Origin of the sequence: Pseudonocardia hispaniensis, from assembly GCF_042658695.1 — a bacterium.
Classification (GTDB): Bacteria; Actinomycetota; Actinomycetes; order Mycobacteriales; family Pseudonocardiaceae; genus Pseudonocardia; species Pseudonocardia hispaniensis.
Map to the genome: position 1 here is coordinate 209,420 of NZ_JBHSQW010000009.1, position 18,482 is coordinate 227,901.

At 72.0% G+C, this 18,482-nt stretch carries 18 protein-coding genes; 11 read left to right on the forward strand and 7 right to left on the reverse strand.

From position 1 onward, the window contains the following. The first annotated feature begins 7 nt into the window (after window positions 1-7). The 7 genes from ctaE (at window position 8) to ACFQE5_RS04220 (ending at window position 6,303) form a co-directional block, all read left to right on the forward strand. Entirely contained in the window at window positions 8-610 is a 603-nt protein-coding gene (ctaE, locus tag ACFQE5_RS04190; RefSeq protein ID WP_449301262.1) for an aa3-type cytochrome oxidase subunit III, read from the forward strand. A 75-nt stretch (window positions 611-685) separates the two neighbouring features. Beyond that, window positions 686-1,543: a cytochrome bc1 complex diheme cytochrome c subunit gene (qcrC, locus tag ACFQE5_RS04195; protein ID WP_379582945.1), complete on the forward strand. Its 858-nt coding sequence runs from the start codon at window positions 686-688 to the stop codon at window positions 1,541-1,543. Next, entirely contained in the window at window positions 1,540-2,679 is a 1,140-nt protein-coding gene (gene qcrA, locus ACFQE5_RS04200) for a cytochrome bc1 complex Rieske iron-sulfur subunit (protein ID WP_379582947.1), read from the forward strand. The genes qcrC and qcrA overlap by 4 nt, the downstream gene beginning before the upstream one ends. Continuing rightward, window positions 2,676-4,379 carry a cytochrome bc1 complex cytochrome b subunit gene (qcrB, locus tag ACFQE5_RS04205; RefSeq protein WP_379582949.1) on the forward strand — a complete coding sequence of 568 codons (1,704 nt, stop codon included), beginning with the start codon at window positions 2,676-2,678 and terminating at the stop codon, window positions 4,377-4,379. Before qcrA ends, qcrB begins: the two co-directional genes overlap by 4 nt. A 152-nt stretch (window positions 4,380-4,531) precedes the next feature. Beyond that, the gene (locus ACFQE5_RS04210) at window positions 4,532-5,110 is read left to right on the forward strand and encodes an RNA polymerase sigma factor (protein ID WP_379582951.1); all 579 of its coding nucleotides are present in this window, start codon (window positions 4,532-4,534) and stop codon (window positions 5,108-5,110) included. Further along, complete coding sequence (locus ACFQE5_RS04215; protein ID WP_379582954.1) at window positions 5,103-5,777, forward strand: zf-HC2 domain-containing protein; 675 nt, start codon at window positions 5,103-5,105, stop codon at window positions 5,775-5,777. Before ACFQE5_RS04210 ends, ACFQE5_RS04215 begins: the two co-directional genes overlap by 8 nt. A gap of 247 nt (window positions 5,778-6,024) precedes the next feature. Next, on the forward strand, window positions 6,025-6,303 hold the full coding sequence (locus tag ACFQE5_RS04220) for a hypothetical protein (protein WP_379582956.1): 279 nt from the start codon (window positions 6,025-6,027) through the stop codon (window positions 6,301-6,303). Window positions 6,304-6,309: 6 nt separating this feature from the next. Here ACFQE5_RS04220 and ACFQE5_RS04225 read toward each other — a convergent pair whose 3' ends face one another. The 3 genes from ACFQE5_RS04225 to ACFQE5_RS04235 form a co-directional block, all read right to left on the reverse strand. Continuing rightward, entirely contained in the window at window positions 6,310-7,683 is a 1,374-nt protein-coding gene (locus ACFQE5_RS04225; protein WP_379582958.1) for an FAD-dependent oxidoreductase, read from the reverse strand. Between the two features lie 336 nt (window positions 7,684-8,019). After that, window positions 8,020-8,667 (reverse strand): response regulator transcription factor, encoded by a 648-nt coding sequence (locus ACFQE5_RS04230; protein WP_379582960.1) that lies wholly within the window; start codon window positions 8,665-8,667, stop codon window positions 8,020-8,022. Then, on the reverse strand, window positions 8,655-10,577 hold the full coding sequence (locus ACFQE5_RS04235; protein WP_379582962.1) for a sensor histidine kinase: 1,923 nt from the start codon (window positions 10,575-10,577) through the stop codon (window positions 8,655-8,657). The genes ACFQE5_RS04230 and ACFQE5_RS04235 overlap by 13 nt, the downstream gene beginning before the upstream one ends. A gap of 110 nt (window positions 10,578-10,687) precedes the next feature. Here ACFQE5_RS04235 and ACFQE5_RS04240 point away from each other — a divergent pair, with 110 nt between their 5' ends. Continuing rightward, window positions 10,688-11,446 (forward strand): hypothetical protein, encoded by a 759-nt coding sequence (locus tag ACFQE5_RS04240; RefSeq protein WP_379582964.1) that lies wholly within the window; start codon window positions 10,688-10,690, stop codon window positions 11,444-11,446. Between the two features lie 152 nt (window positions 11,447-11,598). Here the strand turns inward: ACFQE5_RS04240 and ACFQE5_RS04245 are convergent, their stop codons facing one another. Continuing rightward, on the reverse strand, window positions 11,599-12,366 hold the full coding sequence (locus ACFQE5_RS04245; protein WP_379582966.1) for an IclR family transcriptional regulator domain-containing protein: 768 nt from the start codon (window positions 12,364-12,366) through the stop codon (window positions 11,599-11,601). A 4-nt stretch (window positions 12,367-12,370) separates the two neighbouring features. Beyond that, window positions 12,371-13,510 carry a 3-carboxy-cis,cis-muconate cycloisomerase gene (gene pcaB, locus ACFQE5_RS04250; protein WP_379582968.1) on the reverse strand — a complete coding sequence of 380 codons (1,140 nt, stop codon included), beginning with the start codon at window positions 13,508-13,510 and terminating at the stop codon, window positions 12,371-12,373. A 49-nt stretch (window positions 13,511-13,559) separates the two neighbouring features. Between pcaB and ACFQE5_RS04255 the strand changes: the two genes are divergently transcribed. From ACFQE5_RS04255 to ACFQE5_RS04265, 3 genes are all read left to right on the forward strand, one after another. Beyond that, window positions 13,560-14,204, forward strand: coding sequence for an HAD hydrolase-like protein (locus ACFQE5_RS04255; RefSeq protein ID WP_379582970.1), 645 nt, complete (start codon window positions 13,560-13,562; stop codon window positions 14,202-14,204). Window positions 14,205-14,322: 118 nt separating this feature from the next. Next, the gene (locus tag ACFQE5_RS04260) at window positions 14,323-15,069 is read left to right on the forward strand and encodes a CoA transferase subunit A (protein WP_379582972.1); all 747 of its coding nucleotides are present in this window, start codon (window positions 14,323-14,325) and stop codon (window positions 15,067-15,069) included. Then, entirely contained in the window at window positions 15,066-15,704 is a 639-nt protein-coding gene (locus tag ACFQE5_RS04265; RefSeq protein ID WP_379582974.1) for a CoA transferase subunit B, read from the forward strand. Before ACFQE5_RS04260 ends, ACFQE5_RS04265 begins: the two co-directional genes overlap by 4 nt. Window positions 15,705-15,714: 10 nt before the next feature. On the opposite strand, the gene ACFQE5_RS04270 is transcribed toward ACFQE5_RS04265, so the two are convergent. Continuing rightward, window positions 15,715-16,917: a cytochrome P450 family protein gene (locus tag ACFQE5_RS04270; protein ID WP_379582976.1), complete on the reverse strand. Its 1,203-nt coding sequence runs from the start codon at window positions 16,915-16,917 to the stop codon at window positions 15,715-15,717. Window positions 16,918-16,950: 33 nt separating this feature from the next. Then, complete coding sequence (locus ACFQE5_RS04275) at window positions 16,951-18,084, reverse strand: NAD(P)/FAD-dependent oxidoreductase (RefSeq protein ID WP_379582978.1); 1,134 nt, start codon at window positions 18,082-18,084, stop codon at window positions 16,951-16,953. Window positions 18,085-18,482: the final 398 nt, after the last annotated feature.

The following is an 18,482-nucleotide window of genomic DNA, read 5'->3' on the forward strand; positions in this document are numbered from 1 at the left end:
TGCCCGCGTGACGACAGCGGCTCCTAACATCAGTGCGCGGATCCACTCGCTGAACCGCCCGAACCTGGTCAGCATCGGCACCATCGTCTGGCTGTCCAGCGAGCTGATGTTCTTCGCCGGGCTGTTCGCGATCTACTTCACCGCGCGGGCCCAGCACGTCGGCGAGTGGCCACCACCGCCGACCCACCTCGACGTCCCCTACGCCCTCGTGGTGACGATCGTGCTGGTCGCCTCCTCGTTCACCTGCCAGTTCGGCGTGTTCGCCGCCGAACGCGGGGACGTGTTCGGGCTACGGCGCTGGTATCTGCTCACCCTGGTGATGGGGACGATCTTCGTCGTCGGCCAGGCGAACGAGTACCGCGTCCTGATCACCGATCACGCCACGACGATCTCGTCCAGCGCGTACGGCACGGTCTTCTACATGGCCACCGGCTTCCACGCGCTGCACGTCACCGGCGGCCTGGTCGCGTTCGTCTACCTGCTCATCCGAACCAAGCTCAGCAAGTTCACCCCGGCCCAGGCCACCGCAGCCATCGTCGTGTCCTACTACTGGCACTTCGTCGACGTGGTCTGGATCGGCCTGTTCGCCGTCATCTACTTCATTCGCTAGCCCGGACCCGCACGACCTCGATCACGACCTGCACGGACCTATCGCCACGACCGCAAGGGTTGGAAGACGCCGACGATGACCACCGAGACCACCACACCACCGCCGCCCCGGGGTCGCCGGGGCAGGCGGCCGCACGGCAAGCTCCGGCGCAGGCTGACCGCCGCGCTCGCCCTCGGCATCGGCCTGTTGGCGGTCGGCGGGCTCTACACGGTCCTGACCCCCACGCCGCAGGTCGCGACCGCGCAGGCGGACGCCGCGCTGATCGCCAAGGGTCAGGACCTCTACAACACCGCCTGCATCAGCTGCCACGGCGCGAACCTGCAGGGAGTGCCGGACCGCGGTCCCAGCCTGATCGGTGTCGGTGACGCCGCGACCTACTTCCAGGTGTCGACCGGTCGGATGCCGCTGGCCCGCCAGGAGGCCCAGGCCCTGCGCAAGCCCCCGCGGCCGGAGTTCGACCAGGACACCCCGGAGGGCCGGGAGAACCTCGTGGCGCTCGGCGCGTTCGTGCAGGCCCACGGCGGCGGCCCGGAGCTACCGGCGGCCACCGGTGAGGCGCTGCGCGGTTCCGACCCGGCGCGCGGTGGCGAGCTGTTCCGGCTCAACTGCGCGTCCTGCCACAACTTCACCGGCCGCGGCGGCGCGCTGTCCTCGGGCAAGTACGCCCCGACGCTGGACGGCGTGACCGAGGAACAGATCTACACGGCGATGCTGACCGGCCCGCAGAACATGCCGAAGTTCTCCGATCGCCAGCTCACGCCGACGGAGAAGGAGGACATCATCGCCTTCATCAAGTCCGTCACCAACGGCAACAACAACCCCGGCGGTAACCCGCTGGGTGGCATCGGTCCGACATCCGAGGGCCTGATCGCGTTCATCGTGGGCCTGGCGGCGCTCGTCGGCGTCGCGATGTGGCTGGGAGCGAAGTCATGACGACGGGACGTTCGCACGGAACCGGCACCGGAACCGGCCAGTCGGCTGGGCAGGAGCTCGAAGGCATGTCGCCGGAGCAGCTCGCCCGCCTCGCCGCGGAGCTCGACGACGTCGAGGTCGTCCACAACACCCGCAAGTTCCCGGTCCCCGGCACCAGGGCGGAGAAGCGCGCCGAACGCACGGTCGCGGCGTGGTTCGCCCTGTCGGCGCTGTCCGGGCTGGCGTTCATCGTCGCGTTCCTGTGGTGGCCCCACGAGTACGTCGGCCCGTTCCAGCCGGGACACACGCTCTACAGCCTGTACACGCCCGTCATCGGGTTCACCTTCGGCTTCGCGGTGCTGGCGCTGGGCATCGCCGTCATCTCGTACGTGAAGAAGTTCTTCCCGGACGAGGTCTCGGTGCAGCAGCGGCACGACGGCCCCTCGGACGAGGTGGCGCGCCAGACCGTGGTGGCCCAGCTGGTGCAGGCCGGCAAGGACACCACGATCGGCCGCAGAACGCTGATCAAGCGGTCCGCGGGTGCCGCAGCGGGGCTGTTCGGCATCGGCCTGGGCATCGCCGCGATCGCCCCGTTGGTCCGCAACCCCTGGAAGGAGGGCGACGACTCGCCGCTGTGGATCACCGGCTGGAAGTCGAAGCCCGGCGAGACGGTCTATCTGCGCACCGACACCGGGGTGCTCGGCGAGATCGCCAGGATCCGGCCCGAGGACATGGAGCCGGGCTCGATGCAGACGGTGTTCCCGTACCGGGAGTCCGAGCGCGGCGACAAGGAGGCCCTGCTGCACGCGCAGCGTGCCTCCGACGCCCCGGTCATGCTCATCCGGCTGCGGCCCGGGACGCCGGTGGTCAAGCGGCCCGGCCAGGAGGACTTCAACTACGGCGACTACTACGCCTTCTCCAAGATCTGCACCCACCTGGGCTGCCCGACCTCGCTGTACCAGGCGCAGGACAACCGGATCCTCTGCCCGTGCCACCAGTCACAGTTCCTGGCCACCGAGTACGCCAAGCCGATCTTCGGCCCGGCGACCCGGCCCCTGCCACAACTGCCCATCACGGTCAACGATGAGGGCTACTTCGTCGCCCGCAGTGACTTCATCGAGGCCGTCGGCCCGGCCTTCTGGGAGCGGAGACCATGAGTTCGATCACCACCCCCACCGGCACCCCCGGCGGCGCGTCGGCCAAGGTCACGACGGCGCTCGACGAGATCGACCAGCGGTTCCACCCGGCCGCCGGGCTGCGCAGGCAGTTCAACAAGGTCTTCCCGACGCACTGGTCGTTCATGCTCGGCGAGATCGCGCTGTATGCGTTCATCGTGCTGCTCGCGTCGGGCACGTACCTCGCGCTGTTCTTCGATCCGTCGATGGCCGAGGTGGTCTATGACGGACCGCTGGACCTGCTGCGCGGTGTGACCATGTCCCGCGCGTACGAGACCACGCTGCAGATCTCCCTCGAGGTCCGGGGCGGGCTGTTCGTGCGGCAGGTTCACCACTGGGCGGCGCTGCTATTCATGGCCGCGATGGTCGCCCACATGTTCCGCACCTTCTTCACCGGCGCCTTCCGCAAGCCGCGGGAGACGAACTGGATGATCGGCGTGGTGCTGGTCCTGCTCGGCTTCTTCGAGGGCCTCACCGGCTACTCGCTGCCCGACGACCTGCTGTCCGGCACCGGCCTGCGGATCATGTCCGGCATCACCCTGACCGTCCCGGTCGTCGGCTCCTGGACGCACTGGCTGCTGTTCGGCGGCGAGTTCCCCGGCACCGAGATCATCCCTCGGTTCTACATCGCGCACGTGTTCCTGCTGCCCGGGATCCTGCTCGCGCTCATCGCCGTGCACGTCGGGCTGGTCTGGTACCAGAAGCACACCCAGTTCCCCGGCCCCGGCCGCACCGAGCACAACGTGGTCGGGGTGCGGATCCTGCCGACGTTCGCGGCCAAGGGCGGCGCGTTCTTCGCCGTCACCGTGGGTGTCATCGGGATCATGGCCGGCATCTTCCAGATCAACCCGATCTGGCATCTCGGCCCCTACAACGCGGCGCAGATCTCAGCCGGTTCGCAGCCGGACTGGTACGTGCTGTTCACCGAGGGCATGGCGCGCATCTTCCCGCCGTGGGAGTTCTACCTCGGCAACTACACGATTCCGGCCCCGTTCCTGGCCACGGCCGCGTTCCTTCCGGTGCTGTTCGTCCTCGCCGCCATCTACCCGGCGATCGAGCGCAAGTTCACCAAGGACAACGCGTTGCACAACCTGCTGCAGCGCCCCCGTGACGCGCCGGTCCGGACCTCGCTGGGCGTGATGGCCATCACGTTCTACGGATGGCTCGTGCTGAGCGGCATCAACGACTGGATCGCCTACTTCTTCCACGTCTCGCTCAACGCCACCACCTGGGCCGGGCGCCTCGGCGCGCTGCTCGTCCCGCCGATCGCGTACTGGGTGACCTACCGGATCTGCCTCGGCCTGCAGCGTCACGACCGGGAGGTCCTGGAGCACGGTGTCGAGACCGGCATTATCCGCCGGCTGCCCCACGGTGCGTTCATCGAGGTGCACCAGCCGCTGGCCGGTGCCGACTCGCACGGCCACCCGATCCCGCTGGAGTACCAGGGCGCCCCGGTGCCCAAGCGGATGAACCAGCTGGGTTCGGCGGGTGCCCCGGTTCCCGGCTCGCTGCTGACCCCCGACCCGGTCGAGGAGTCGGCGGCGCTGGAGCGGGCCCGGACCGAGGAGGAAGCCGCCGAGAGGGCTCGCCACGACGGCGGCGGCGAGGGTGCCGTCGAGCACGAGTCGGCCGCGCTCGCGGGCGTTCCCGAAGGTGGGCGCCCGCAGGGGACGACCGACTGACGGGCTGGCAGTAGCCGCTGGGGTGGGCCCGCCGGATCGATCCGGCGGGCCCATCCTATTTGTCCGTGACAGTTATCAAATCGTTATCGCTAGCTGCCGGTTCCTGCGCGGTCAGGCCGAACCCACAGCTGTGCCGACCCGTAACTATGTGTGTGGTCCACCGCACCTCCGCCGACGGCCTCGCCGACGAGTTGCTGCTCGCCGGCCTCGGCGCGGGCGACCCGGAGCTGGCACTCGCGTTCGTGCGTCGCTTCCAGCGAGTCGTCTTCGGGGTGGCGCTCGCGGTGGTCGGCGATCACGCGTTGGCCGAGGACGTCGCCCAGCAGGGATTCGAGCGGGCCTGGCGTTCGGCCGCACTCTACGACCCGCGCCGCGGCTCGGTACGCGGCTGGCTGACCTCGATCGTGCACAACCTCGCCGTGGACCTCGTCCGCACCCGCCGCCCCACCCCCGTCGACCCGGCGGACCTGCTCGGGCTCATCGGTTCGGCGAGTGATCTGCCGGAGCGGCACGCGCTCGCCCGCGACGCCGGCGCTCAGCTGCGCGACGCACTGATCGGGCTACCCGTGGAACAGGCCCGTGCCGTGGTGCTCGCCGGAATCCACGGCATGACCGCCCGGGAGATCGCCGAGAGTGAGGGCGTTCCGCTCGGCACCGCGAAGTCGCGCATCCGAGGCGCAATGATCAAGCTGCATGCCGCGCTCGACGCTGCGCAGGCCGACCGTGACTGAGCAGACCGACTGCCGACGAATCCGCTCGCTCGCCACCGAGTTCGCCCTCGGCGTCCTGCCCGGGGAGGAACGGGCCGCGGTGCTGGACCATCTCGACGCCTGCGTCTGCTGCCAATCGGCTGTCGGGCAACTCACCGACATCCGGGACCGGCTGCTCGAGCTGGTCCCGGAGGCCGAGCCACCCGTGGGATTCGAGCAGCGCGTGCTGGCCGGGCTGCCCCGCCCTCCGCCGCGGCGGCCGCGCTGGATCCCGCTGGCCGCAGCGGCCACCGCCGTCCTGCTGGCCCTCGGTGGGTTCGCCGCAGGCCGTCTGACGGCACCCCCGTCCGCGGTCCCGGGTGCGACGGAGCACGACGGTGCCTCCGAGGTCGGCACGGCGCCGCTGATGGCCGACGGGCATCAGGTCGGTGACGTGGTCGCCTACAGCGGCACCCGGCCGTTCATCTGGGTGACCTTCGACACCGGCGTCGACGACCAGAGCGGGTCGGTGGCGTGCACCTTGCGCACGGCCAACGGTTCATGGATCCCGCTCGGGATGTTCCAGATGGACAGCGGCCATGGCAGCTGGGGCACCGCCACCCAGCTGGACACCGGCAGCCTCCGCTCGGCGCAGATCCTGCTGAGCGACGACACCGGCCAGACGATCGCCACCGCCCGGTTCGCCTGAGGTGCGGGCCAGAACGTGCGATCATCCGGTGCGGCACCCACCGGGCCGGGGTATCGGCGAACCAGCCACCGTTGCTATGGTCGGTCCATGCGCATCGTCGAGCTTCTCGCTCCGCGCGCAGAGGTAGTACCCTCGCGCGCCGGCTGAGCCAGGCTGCCCGCGCGCCATTCGCCGCCGTCTCGCGGCGCTTCGATCACCGAGACCTGGCTCGGGTTCCGTCTCCCCTGAACCCCGCCGGAGCCTGCTCATGAGCACCCTGTCCGAGACCCGAACGTTCCCCGACATCGCCGCGCGGATCCACCGCAGACACGAGATCGTCACCTCCGGTGGCATGACCGGCGTCATGCAGGTCGCGGACATGCTCCACAGCTGCGGCCTGCCGGTCCGCGATTTCTCCGTCGAGGTGCGCGAGGGCGTCGCCTACGGCTCACTGAGCTGCACCCTCTCGATGACGGCGGACGAGGCACAGCGATTCGTGGCCCGGCTGTGCACCCTGCCCGCCGTCATCTCCGTCGACCCCGCGTGATCCCTGCTACTCGGCGGGGCGGCACGCCGCCAGCATCCCCGAGAGCTCGGCAACCTTCACCCGCTCGGCACCGCCGCGCACCCCGCCCAGGCGGATCTCCTCGGCGTCCAGGCGCAGCCATCCGTTCCAGTCGACGGGCCGCACGCCGTGTTCGGCCAGGGTCGCCAACAGCGCCTCGCGATCGGGCTGCTTGGGCTCCGGCAACGTGGGCAGGTCGGCGAGCAGCGCCTCGACGGTCTCGCCGGCGTCGCCCTTGTTCGTGCCGATCACCCCGGTCGGCCCTCGCTTGATCCACCCGGCGACGTAGACGCCCGGGACCACGACTCCGTCGCTGACCACCCGCCCGCCCTCGTTGGGCACGGTGCCGGAGGCCTCGTCGAAGGGCAGACCCGGGATCGGCTCGGCCGCGTAGCCGATCGCGCGCACGACGAGGCCGACGTCGAGAGTCTCGTGCTCCCCGGTGCCGACCACCCGGCCATCGACGATCTCGTTGCGCTCGACGACCACCGACGACACCCGGCCGTCATCGCCGTGCAACCGCACCGGGCTGCGCAGGAACCGCAGGTGGATCCGTCGCGCCTTGCCGGTCCCCGCGGTACCCGCCGCGGACCATTCGGCGAGCATCTCGAGGTTCTGTCGCTGCCGGCGCTCCTGGATCTGCTCGATATCGACCGCCCCGGCCGCGAACAGCCCGTCGTCGTGCACGATGACGTCGGCATTGGCCAGCTCGCCGATCTGGCGGAGTTCGGCGGGGGTGAACCGAACGTGCTGGGGGCCGCGCCGGATCAGCACGTGCACGTCGCGCACGCGGCTGTGGAGGAGCGCGTCGAGCACCGGGTCGGGGATGTCGGTCGGAGCCATCTCCTCGTGGCTCTTGGCCAGCACCCTGGCGACATCGAGCGCGACGTTGCCGGCCCCGACGACCGCGACACCCGGATGGTCGAGCGGCGGGTCGAGCCGGACGAAGTCGGGATGTCCGCAGTACCAGCTGACGAATGCGCCGGAGCCCAGGCTGGCTGCCAGCTGCTCGCCGGGGACCCCGAGGGCGCGGTCGACCGAACTGCCGGTGGCGTACACGACCGCGTGGTAGTGCTCGTGCAGCACCTCGAACGGCACGCCCGGCTCACGGCCCACCGGGACGTTGCCCAGAAAGTTCACCTCAGCCAGGTCGAACGGCTTGCGCAGCACCCGGATGACCGACTTCATCTTCACGTGGTCGGGCGCCACGCCGTAGCGGACCAGGCCGTACGGAGCAGGAAGACGGTCGATCACATCGACACTGATCCCGGTGTCGAGACCGGAGGCGAGGAGCGCCGCGGCGGCGTAGAGCCCGGAGGGACCGGCCCCGATCACCGCGACTCGTGGCTGAGGGGGCGTCATGCAGTCTCCTTGCGATGCCGAACCGTGGTCATGTTCCGTCCATTCTTACCTGCCTGCTCCGCCTCCCAGTAGGCTCGTCCGCCCTCTTCCCCCCCGCTTTCCCCCCCGCGAGTCGCGGTTTTTCCGTGCGCGAGTCGGGGGATCTCCGCGGGCGAGTCGGGGGATCTCCGCGCGCGAGTCGCGGTATGTCCGTGCGCGAGTCGCAGGAGCCGGGTGGGCCCGTCAGCCGCCGTACGGATCATCGCCGGCCGTCTCCGGCGTCCGCGGCGCAGCGGGGAGCCGGCGCCGGGTCGGCACCCGTTCGGTCACATCGCCGGGCCTGCGCGTCACCGTCCGTCACGCGCCGCGGCTGCCGAGGTAGGCGACGACCGCGAGAACCCGCCGGTGGTCCTCGTCGGAGGCGGCCAGACCGAGCTTGGCGATGATGTTGGCGACATGGGTCTCGATGGTGCGCTCGGTGAGCCAGAGTCGCCGTGCGATGCCGCGATTCGTCCGGCCCTCGGCCATCAGCGCGAGCACCTCGCGCTCCCGCGGGGTGAGCGACTCCAGCGGATCGCGCACCCGCCGGTGTCCGATCAGCTGCGACACCACCTCCGGGTCCAGGGCGGACCCACCCGCCGCCACCCGGCGCAACGCGTCGAGGAACTCCTCGACGTCCAAGACGCGATCCTTGAGCAGGTACCCGAACCCGCCGCGGGTCATCAGGTCGGCCGCGTGGTGGGTCTCGATGTGCTGGGACAACAGCACGATCCCCAGTTCGGGATGGTCCTCGCGCAGGGTGCGGGCGGCTCGGGCCCCGTCGGCGCCGTGATGCGGGGGCATATGGATGTCGACGACGGCGAGGTCGGGCCGCGTCCGATGTACTGCGGCGACCAGCGCGTCGGTGTCGGCGGCCTTGGCCACGACCTCGTACCCGGCGTCCTCCAGCAGGCGGGCCAGTCCCTCCCGGAACAGGGTCGAGTCCTCGGCGATCACCGTGCGCATGGCAACACCGCCTCCACCACGGTCCCGCGCGGCACCCCGTCCGCGACCGCAAGCCGGCCGCCTGCCGCGGCGACCCGATCCACCAGCCCGGACAGCCCCGATCCGGGGCGCGGCCGGGCGCCGCCGCACCCGTCGTCGCGGATGCACACCAGCAGCCGGTCGTCCTCGTGAGCGACGCGCAGCTCGATCCGTTCCGCCTCGGCATGCTTGACCACATTGGCGAGTGCCTCGCTGGCGACGTAGTAGGCCGTCGCGGCGACGTCATCGGGCATCGGCTGGGCACACACCTCGAGGTGAACGGCGATCGGTATCCCGGTGACCAGGGACTTCAGTGCCGGACCGAGCCCGCTGTCGAGGTCGGCCGGACGGAGCCCATGGGCGATCGCGCGCAGCTCGGCCACCGCGGTGCCGAGCTCGGCGACGGCCTGGTCGAGCAGGCCATCGATATCCACGGTCCCGTCCGCGAGGTGCCGTTGGGCCAGGCGCAGCACCATCCCGAGCGACACCAGCCGCTGCTGCGCCCCGTCGTGCAGGTCGCGCTCGAGGCGTTTGCGCTCCTGGTAACCGGCCTGCAACAGCCGGGACCGGCTCTGCGCGACCTCCCGCAACGCCGCGTTGATCTCCAGACGGGACCGGATCAGCTCGACCAGCAGGGCGCTCGCCGCGGCCACCTCGCGCAGCAGCTCGCGGGATGCACCGCTCCCGCTCGGCAACAGCGCGCCGACCCGGGTTCCGCCGAGGTGAACCGCCACCGCCGCGTCCCGTTCCGGCACCGGGCGACCCTGACCGTCGACCAGGTCGTCCTCGCCGGGAAGCACATAACCGACCCGCAGCCCCGGGTCGCGCAAGACCGTGCGCAGCGTCTCCTCCAGCTCCTCGGGCTGCGCTCGACCGGCATCGATCCGTTCGCGCAACGCGGCGACCGCCGACAGCACGGCCTGACGGAGAGGGTAGAGCCGCCGGTCCACCTGCCGCTGCAGCCGACTGCGCAGCGGCGCGAGCACCAGCGCCGCGAGCGCCGTCGCGACCGCCGCCGCGACCGCCGAGTCCCGGCCGAGCAACAGCCCACCGAGGATGGCCGCGACGCTGAACACGGCCAGCAGCGCCGCGCTGACCAGGCTGTAGGTGACGGTCGTGCTGAACGCCCTGTCGACGTCGTAGAGGTTGTGGCGCAGCAGGGCGACCGTGGTCGCGACGGGGACCGCCAGGTAGGTGAGCACGAGACCCACCACGACGAGGTCGGGTCCATCCAGCAGCAGGTAGGACAGCCAACACAGCAACAGCGTGATCGGCAGCAGCATGGCCCCGAGGGCCAACCACCTCACCTGGGCCCGGACGACGGTGTCGCCGCGCCGGTAGCGCACGATCATGCCCGCCGCGCTGGCCACGAGCAGGCCCAGGAAGATCGGCAACAGGGCGATACCGAGCAGCACCGTGATCGGATACCGATCCGGGTCCAGGGCGCCGAGGACAGTGAACAGTGCCGGTACCGCGAGCAACCCGACGACCACCCACCGCCAGCGCGGGGTCGGCAACCGGCCGTCCGGGAAGGTGAGCATCAGCAGCGCCGGCGGCACGTACAGCCACATCCAACTGCCCTGGAACACCATGGGGTCGATCCCGAGCAGGGCGTCGGGATGCCGGGCGACGATCTCGGCGAGCAGATCGCCCAGTCCGACGACCAGCAGCGGCACCGCGCCGATCAGGCAGAGCAGCGGCGCCACCCGGTTGCGCGGCCTGCGCAGGGCGAGCACCAGCCCCAGCAGCACGGACGGCATGACCACCGCGGCGGTCACCGCCGGCGCCATGACCCCTGTGTCGGGCCAGCGCACGAGCAGCGCCGCGCCCCCCACGACCACGACCGCGGCTCCACCGCAGACCAGCAGCGCGCTCGCCCTCGGCCAGACCATCATCACACGGTAGAGCGAAGCGGGCACAACGGTCACTCCGTACCAGTACGGAACAACCGTCCGGTGCTGACACGGACGACGACACGAGCCGGTTCGATCACGCTTTCGGCATGAATCACCGCCTCGTTCTCAGGGCCGCCGTGGTGTCCGCCGCGATGGCCTTGGCCGGCTGCGCGACGGCCGCGGGCCCGACCGCCGCCGCGCCCTCTCCCGCTCGCGACACCGCGGCCGCCTGCACCGCCCAGGTGGCGGCCAACGCGATCCACCCACCCGGCCTGAACCCCGACGGGCCGCGGCCGTCGGCACCGGAGATGCAGGCCTACGCCGCAACCGTCGAACCCCATCTCGCCGTCGTGGCACAGAACGCCCCCGACTCGCTGAACGACAGCCTGGTCGTGCTGAAGGCCCAGGTGGATGGGGCGAAACAGGGGCAACCGATCGACATCGGGGACCCGGCGGGCCTCGCCGCGTCGAACGCCGTCAACGGCTGGGTGCACGAAAGCTGCGGGTTCCAGACCCTGAACGTGGAGAGCGCCGGGGGCGAGCTTCGCGGGGTTCCGTCGGCGCTGCGGCCCGGCCCGGTCGCGGCGCGGTTCACCAACTCCGGCCCGCCGGAAAGCGCCGGTTTCGTGCTCCTGCTCGCTCGGGTGCGGGACGGACAGAGCGTGACGCTCGATGACCTGACCGCGGGTCGCGTGCAGTTCGATCAGGTCGCGGATGTCCTCTCCGGTGCGCTGCCCGTCCCGGACGGGGTGGGCTATCTGACCGCGACGCTCACCCCGGGCCGCTACCTGCTGGCCAGCCCGACGGGGACGCCACCCGACTTCGACACGGTCCGCTACGCCGAACTGTCGGTCGGCGAATCGTGACGACCGTCGCGGTGGCCCGCCTCGCGCGATCCACGGGCTGAGCAACCAGCGGGCCGGCCACGGCGCACAGAGGGGTGTGCGTCGCGGCCGGTCATCCGACTCGGGCTCGGAAATACCCCGACTCGGGCTCGGAAATACCCCGACTCGCGGGGTCAGGTGGGGCGCAGGTCGGTTTCGATCGCGGCGGCGCAGGCCTCGAGCGCGGGCAGCACGTCGCGCAGCAGCTCCTCAGGCGTGCCCCGGGTGGTCTGGGTGCTGATGTTCACCGCCGCCGCCACCGCGCCGGAGCGGTCGCGCACCGGGACGGCGAGTGAGCGCAGGCCCAGCTCGAGCTCCTGGTCGACGAGGCAGTGCCCGGCGGCGCGGACCTTCTCCAGCTCGCGGCGCAGGGCAGCCACGTCGGTGAGCGTGTGCGCGGTGAGCCGGCGGGTCTCCAGCCCGGCGAGCACCTCGTCGAGGCGGGCGGGCGGCAGCGCGGCGAGCAGCACCCGGCCCATCGAGGTGGCGAAGGCGGGGAACCGGGTCCCGATCGTGATGGCGACGCTCATGATCCGCGTTGTCGGCACCCGTGCGACGTAGACGACCTCGCCGTCGTCGAGCACCGACATCGACGCCGACTCCCCCACTGTCCGCGACAGCGCCTCCAGATGAGGCGTGGCGACCTCGGGCAGGGTGAGGCTGGACAGGTAGGAGTAGCCCAGCTCCAGCACCCGCGGGGTGAGCGCGAACAACCGGCCGTCGGTGCGCACATAGCCGAGCGCGACCAGGGTGAGCAGGAACCGCCGCGCCGCCGCTCGGGTGAGGCCGGTGGCGCGGGCGACCTCGGACAGGGTCCGTTCGGGGTTCCCGGCGTCGAACGCGCGGATGACGGCGAGCCCGCGGGCCAGGGACTGGACGTAGTCGGTTCGTGGCGTCGTCATGGCGTTACCGGGACGCTCGCTCGGCCAGGATCCGGTCGACGAGGTCGCCCGCGTGGTGACGGCCGGGTCCGGCCGCGGTCAGGGCGAGGTTGCGCGCCATCGCCTCGGGATGGACCCGCAGCCCCGCCAGGCAGACCCGCAACCGGGCGGCCGCTCCACCGGTGACGCGCAGCAGGTCGGTGAGGGTTTCCCATTCGGCGTGCCAGGGTCCCGCGGCGCGTTGGTGCTCGTGTTCCATCGCCGCCAGCAGCGTCCCGACCAGCCCCGGCGCCCGCCGGGCGCAGGCGCGCGCGGTGATCGCGGCGATCGGGTTGCGCTTGTGCGGCATCGACGAGGAGTCCCCGGGGGCGTCCTCGCCGACCTCGCCCAGTTCGGTCGCCGCCAGCGCGACGACGTCGGCGGCGGGTTTCGCGCAGGCCCCGGCGGCGACCCCGAGTGCCCCGGCGAGCTCGCCGATCCGGGTGCGTTCGGTGTGCCAGGGCACGCCCTGGCGGGCGAGCCCGAGCCGCTCGGCCAGCGCGTCGGCGACGGCGGGCCCATGCGGATACGAGGCGGCCAGCGTGCCCGCGGCGCCGCCGAACTGCACCGGGAGCCCGCGCACGACCGCGTCGAGCTGCCGCCGGGCCCGGTCGAGCCCGGCGCACCATCCGGCGGCGATCACCCCGAACGTCGTCGGAAGCGCCTGCTGGCCGAGCGTGCGGGCGATCATCGACGTGTCCCGGTGCGCCGCGGCCAGCCCGGCGGCGGCCTCGGCGGCGGCGCCGAGGTCGTCGAGCACGACGTCGGCGGCGGAGCGCACGAGCAGGACCAGGGCGGTGTCCAGCACGTCCTGGCTGGTCGCCCCGGGATGCACCGCGCCCCCGGCCGGCCCCGCCGCGGCCCGCAGCAGCCGGACCAGCGGGATCACCGGATTTCCACCCTCGACGGCGGCGCCGCCCAGCGCGACGGGGTCGACGTCCAGACCGGCGGCGGCCTGCTCGACCCGGGCCGCGTCGGCGCCCGGGACGAGACCGTGTGCGGCGGCCGCATGCGCCAGCGCGACCTCGACGGCGAGCAGCGCACGGATCCACGCCGCGTCGTCGAGCCGGGCCGAGACCCGGTCCACGCCGGACAGCGGGTCGAACAGCGCCGATCCGTTCGTCATGCGAACGACGGTACGGGATGGGGTCGGCGCGGTCGGGGAGGATGGGAGCGTGTGTGGCTTCGATACCGTTCTGCTCGACCTCGACGGCACCCTCGTCGACTCCGCCGCCGGGATCCTCGGCTCGCTGCGCGATGCGTTCGACGACGTCGGCGTTCCCTGGCCCGACGGCGCGGTGGGTCCCGCGATCCTCGGCCCACCCCTCTACGAGACGCTGCCGCCGATCATCGGCGCCGAGGCCGCCGGTGCGGTCGTGCGGGAGTACCGGCGCCGCTACGCCGAGGAGGGCCTGTACCGATCCACCCCCTACCCCGGCATCGAGGAGTTGCTGCACGACCTGGCCGGACGCGGCGCCCGGCTGGCCCTCGCGACGAGCAAGGCCGAGGTCCATGCCAGGGCGATCCTGGACAACCTCGGCTGGACCGGCCTGTTCGCCGAGGTCGTCGGCGACACCCTGGACGCCGCCCGACCGACCAAGGCCGCGGTCATCGCCGAGGCGCTGGCCCGGCTCGGCGGCCACGACGAAGCCGTCATGATCGGCGACCGCCGCACGGACGTCGTCGGGGCCCGCGCCCACGGGATCGACTGCCTCGGCGCCGGATGGGGCTACGGGGAGCCCGGCGAACTCGCCGAGGCCGGGGCGGTGGCGATCGTCGAGACGCCGTCGGCGTTGGGTCCTCGACTCATCCGGACCTGACGTTCGCATTGCGAACTCTTGTGCGTTGACCGAACGTCACGGTAGCCTGACCGGCGTGTGCGTCGTGTCCTGCGCTTGAGCGGCGGGCCGACGAGAAGAAACTGGTGATGCGCTGGTGATGGACAAGGTTGTGGCGTCGGCGGCGGAGGCGGTCGCCGATATCGGGGACGGGGCCTCGCTGGCGGTCGGCGGGTTCGGGATGGCCGGGGTGCCGACCGTGTTGATCGCGGCCCTGCTCGAGCAGGGCGCCACCGATCTGGAGACGGTGAGCAACAATCTCGGCGTGGACGGGTTCGGCCTCGGCACACTGCTGTCGGCCGGCCGGATCCGCCGCACCATCGGCTCCTACGTCGGCAACAACAAGGAGTTCGCCCGCCAGTACCTGGCCGGGGAGCTGGAGCTGGAGCTGACCCCGCAGGGCACGCTGGCCGAACGGCTGCGCGCGGGCGGGGCCGGGATCCCGGCGTTCTACACTCCGGCCGGGGTCGGCACCCTGGTCGCCGAGGGCGGGCTACCCTGGCGCTACCACCCGGACGGCTCGGTCGCGGTGACCTCCCCGCCGAAGGAGGTCCGCGAGTTCGACGGGGGCACCTACGTGCTGGAGCGCTCGATCGTCACCGACTTCGCGCTCGTGCACGCCTGGAAGGGCGACCGGCACGGCAACCTCGTCTACCGGCGCAGCGCGCGCAACTTCAACCCCGACTGCGCGGCCGCGGGACGGATCACGATCGCGCAGGTCGAGCATCTCGTGGAGCCCGGCGAGATCGACCCCGACGCCGTGCACACCCCCGGCATCCACGTGCAGCGCGTGGTGCACGTGCCCGGCGTGGACAAGCCGGTCGAGTTCCGGACGGTGCGCTCATGAGTTGGACGCGCGCCGAGCTCGCCGCCCGGGTGGCCGCCGAGCTGCCCGACGGGTCGTACGTCAACCTCGGCATCGGGATGCCCACCCTGGTTCCCGGGTTCATCCCCCAGGGGCGGACCGTGGTGCTGCATTCGGAGAACGGCATCCTCGGCGTCGGCCCGTACCCGACCGCGCAGGAGGTCGACCCGGATCTGATCAACGCGGGCAAGGAGACCGTCACGGTGCTGCCCGGGGCGAGCTACTTCGGCTCCGCCGCGAGCTTCGGGATGATCCGCGGCGGGCACGTCGACGTCGCCGTCCTCGGCGCGATGCAGGTCAGCGCGCGCGGGGACCTGGCCAACTGGGCCGTGCCGGGCAAGATGATCAAGGGCATGGGCGGGGCGATGGACCTCGTGCACGGCGCGGCGACGGTCATCGTGATGATGGAACACGTCACCCGGGACGGCGCGGCCAAGATCCTCAAGGAGTGCACGCTTCCGCTCACCGGACTGGGCTGCGTCGACCGGATCATCACGGATCTCGCGGTCATCGACGTCACGGACGAGGGACTGGTGCTCACCGAACTCGCTCCCGGCGTGAACGAGGCCGAGGTCCGCGCCAAGACCGCGGCTCCGCTGCTCGCGGGCGTTCGCTAGCGCCCCGGCGCTACGGCGCGCGGACCGCCAGCGCGCGCAGGCCGCGGACCACCGTGCTGTGTCGGTACTCCAGATCGGCGGGGTCGGCGGCGAGCTCGAGCCCGGGCCGGCGCGCCAGCAGCGCACCGATCGCGACCTCGCCCTCGATCCGAGCCAGATGCGAGCCGAGGCAGAAGTGCACGCCGTGCCCGAAGGCGAGATGTCCGCTGGCGTCACGCGTGATGTCGAACCGTTCGGCCTCGGGGAACTGCCGCTCGTCACGGTTGGCCGCCGCCACCCCGAGCGCGACGGGGGCGCCCGCCGGGATGGTCGTCCCGGCGATCACCACGTCCTCGGCGGCGAACCGCACCGGAGCGGTGGCGACCGGCGAGTCCCAGCGCAGGATCTCCTCGATCGCACCCGGCAGCCGCTCCGGCCGCCCGAGCAGCAGCGCCAGCTGATCGGGATGGGTGAGCAGGGCGGCCACCCCGTTGCCGATGAGGTTGGTGGTCGTCTCATGCCCGGCGATGAGCAGCAGCATCGCCATCCCGATGAGCTCTGCGCCGGAGAGCCGGTCGCCGTCGGAGTCGCTGACCTGGGCCAGCGCCGCGAGCAGGGCGTCGTCGGGTTCGACGCGTTTGCGCTCGATCAGCGCACCCAGGTACCGCGCCATGCTCTCCGAGGCGGCCGTCTTCTCCGCGGCCGGAGACTCGTCGATCATCACCGACGACCACTGCCCGAACTCCCGGCGGTCGGCGGCGGGCACCCCGAGCAGCTCGCAGATCACCTGGACCGGCAGCGGGGCGGCGTACTCGGCGATGAGATCGACGGTCTCGGCGGCGGGCAGCCTGTCGAGCAGTCCCTCGGCGATCTTCTCGATGCGCGGGCGCAGCGCGCTCATCCGGCGCGGGGTGAACGATCGGCTCACCAGCTTGCGCAACCGGGTGTGGTCCGGCGGGTCCATCATGAGGATCATCGGGATGGGGCTGCTCGGCGCCTGCGCCCGCTGCTCGGGCGGCAGCGTATGCCGCCAGTCCTTGCTCAGCCGCGGATCGCTGAACCCCTCCTTGACGTCGTGATATCGGGTGACCAGCCACAACGGGCCGTCCGGCAGGCGCACCTCGCGGACCGGCTGCGACGCACGCAGGACCGCGTAGGCGCGGTACGGGTCGTTCCAGAAGGCCCCGGTGAAGATCTCCAGCTCGGCGGCCCCGGCCTGCATCGGCGTGGTCATGACCCCAGGATGCCAGCCGGAGTGAGCATTCGCTTACATCAATCGTGACGGGCTCACCGCAGCCGGATCGACCCCCACGTCGGTGGGCACCGGGGCACCCGTGACCACCGCGGCCCCCAGCGCGGCCAACGCGGGCGCCGACTCGATGCCCGACCCGCCCTGAGCCGCGAAGAAGTGAAACCCCGGGTGCTCGGGCCAGGATCCGACGACCGGACCGCGATCGGGGACGAAGGAGCGCAGGCCCGCCCACGCCGTCTGGATCGAGCGGAGCCCGAGCGTGGTCACCGCCTGGACTCGTTCGAGGGCGAGCGCCACATCCACGTCCGTGGGCCGTGCGTCGCCGGGTTCGGCCGGGGTCTCGTCCCCGGGCGAGACCAGCAGGTGCCCGGTCTCGGCCTTGAAGTAGAACCGCTCGCCGACCTCGATGACCATCGGCAGCGCGGACCCGTCCGGCGGCCGCAACCGGTCCGGCTCGGGCACCCTGGCCAGCGCGATCGTGCGGCGCAACGGCGTGAGCCCGATCGGGCGCACCCCCGCCAGCACCGCCAGCGCATCCGCCCACGCCCCTGCAGCGTCGACGACGTCGGGTACGTCGATGTGGTCGCCTCCGCCGATCCGCACCCGCCAGCCCGAACCGGTCGGCGCCAGCCCGGTCACCGGGCTGTCCGACCGCACCGCTGCCCCGCGCCGGCGCAGTCCCCGCACATAGGCCTGGTGCAACGCCATCGCGTCGAGATCCGCGGACGCCACGGTGAGCCCCGCCGCCCGCACCGCGGCGGGCCGCAGCACCGGGCAGCGGCGGACCGCCTCACCGGCCTCGACGGGCACCGGGGCGCCGGGCTCGCCCGCGCGTTCGGCGAGCAGGCGCTCGACGGCGCGTTCCCCCTCGTCGTCGAACGCCGCCCACAGGACCGGGCGCGGACTCAGCAGCGGGGGCGCATCGAGCTCCTCGGCGAGCCGGGCGAACCTCGGGCCGCTCGCTGCGATCAGCGCCCGGACCGCCGGGACGCCGTGGCCGGGGATGTAGGTCGCCGCCGAGCGGGCGGTCGAATGCACCGCCAGCGTCGGCTCGGCCTCCACCACCAGGACCCGCCGCGTCGCGGCCAGCTCGTAGCCGATCGAGACTCCGGCGATACCGCCGCCGATCACGACAAGATCGGGAGACATGGCCCTGACCCTAGTAATTCGGTCGCGCGGCGCGCAGCCGGGCGGCTACGGTCCCGGTCATGCGCCTGTTCCTCTGAGCTGACGCGGGCCATCGGCCCGCCGTCCCCGGCCCGTCACGCCGCGGGGACATCACCGCCCAGTCCATCGGCCGGCCCTCGCCGTCCGCCTGCTGGCCGGCCCCATCCGCTCCTGGAGGCTCGATGCGTGCCCAGAATCCGTCCACCGTCCCGGCCGCCGCCAACCGTGCCGCCCGCCGGGCGCGTGGAAAGGGCGCCCGGCCGCCCCTGCCAGCGCACCTCGCGGTGCGCACCGGGCGTGCCGGGCATCGGACGGCCGCCGTCCATGCCCGAACCGACTACGCCATGCGCCGCAGTTGAGAGACCGGGCGTGGGGGGGGG

Excerpts from the sequence above, each read along its gene's own strand:
- qcrC (WP_379582945.1), top strand. The coding sequence starts at position 686 with ATGACCACCGAGACCACCACACCACCGCCGCCCCGGGGTCGCCGGGGC.
- qcrA (WP_379582947.1), top strand. The coding sequence starts at position 1,540 with ATGACGACGGGACGTTCGCACGGAACCGGCACCGGAACCGGCCAGTCG.
- qcrB (WP_379582949.1), top strand. The coding sequence starts at position 2,676 with ATGAGTTCGATCACCACCCCCACCGGCACCCCCGGCGGCGCGTCGGCC.
- ACFQE5_RS04220 (WP_379582956.1), top strand. The coding sequence starts at position 6,025 with ATGAGCACCCTGTCCGAGACCCGAACGTTCCCCGACATCGCCGCGCGG.
- ACFQE5_RS04225 (WP_379582958.1), bottom strand. The coding sequence starts at position 7,683 with ATGACGCCCCCTCAGCCACGAGTCGCGGTGATCGGGGCCGGTCCCTCC.
- ACFQE5_RS04230 (WP_379582960.1), bottom strand. The coding sequence starts at position 8,667 with ATGCGCACGGTGATCGCCGAGGACTCGACCCTGTTCCGGGAGGGACTG.
- ACFQE5_RS04235 (WP_379582962.1), bottom strand. The coding sequence starts at position 10,577 with ATGGTCTGGCCGAGGGCGAGCGCGCTGCTGGTCTGCGGTGGAGCCGCG.
- ACFQE5_RS04240 (WP_379582964.1), top strand. The coding sequence starts at position 10,688 with ATGAATCACCGCCTCGTTCTCAGGGCCGCCGTGGTGTCCGCCGCGATG.
- ACFQE5_RS04245 (WP_379582966.1), bottom strand. The coding sequence starts at position 12,366 with ATGACGACGCCACGAACCGACTACGTCCAGTCCCTGGCCCGCGGGCTC.
- pcaB (WP_379582968.1), bottom strand. The coding sequence starts at position 13,510 with ATGACGAACGGATCGGCGCTGTTCGACCCGCTGTCCGGCGTGGACCGG.
- ACFQE5_RS04260 (WP_379582972.1), top strand. The coding sequence starts at position 14,323 with ATGGACAAGGTTGTGGCGTCGGCGGCGGAGGCGGTCGCCGATATCGGG.
- ACFQE5_RS04265 (WP_379582974.1), top strand. The coding sequence starts at position 15,066 with ATGAGTTGGACGCGCGCCGAGCTCGCCGCCCGGGTGGCCGCCGAGCTG.
- ACFQE5_RS04270 (WP_379582976.1), bottom strand. The coding sequence starts at position 16,917 with ATGACCACGCCGATGCAGGCCGGGGCCGCCGAGCTGGAGATCTTCACC.
- ACFQE5_RS04275 (WP_379582978.1), bottom strand. The coding sequence starts at position 18,084 with ATGTCTCCCGATCTTGTCGTGATCGGCGGCGGTATCGCCGGAGTCTCG.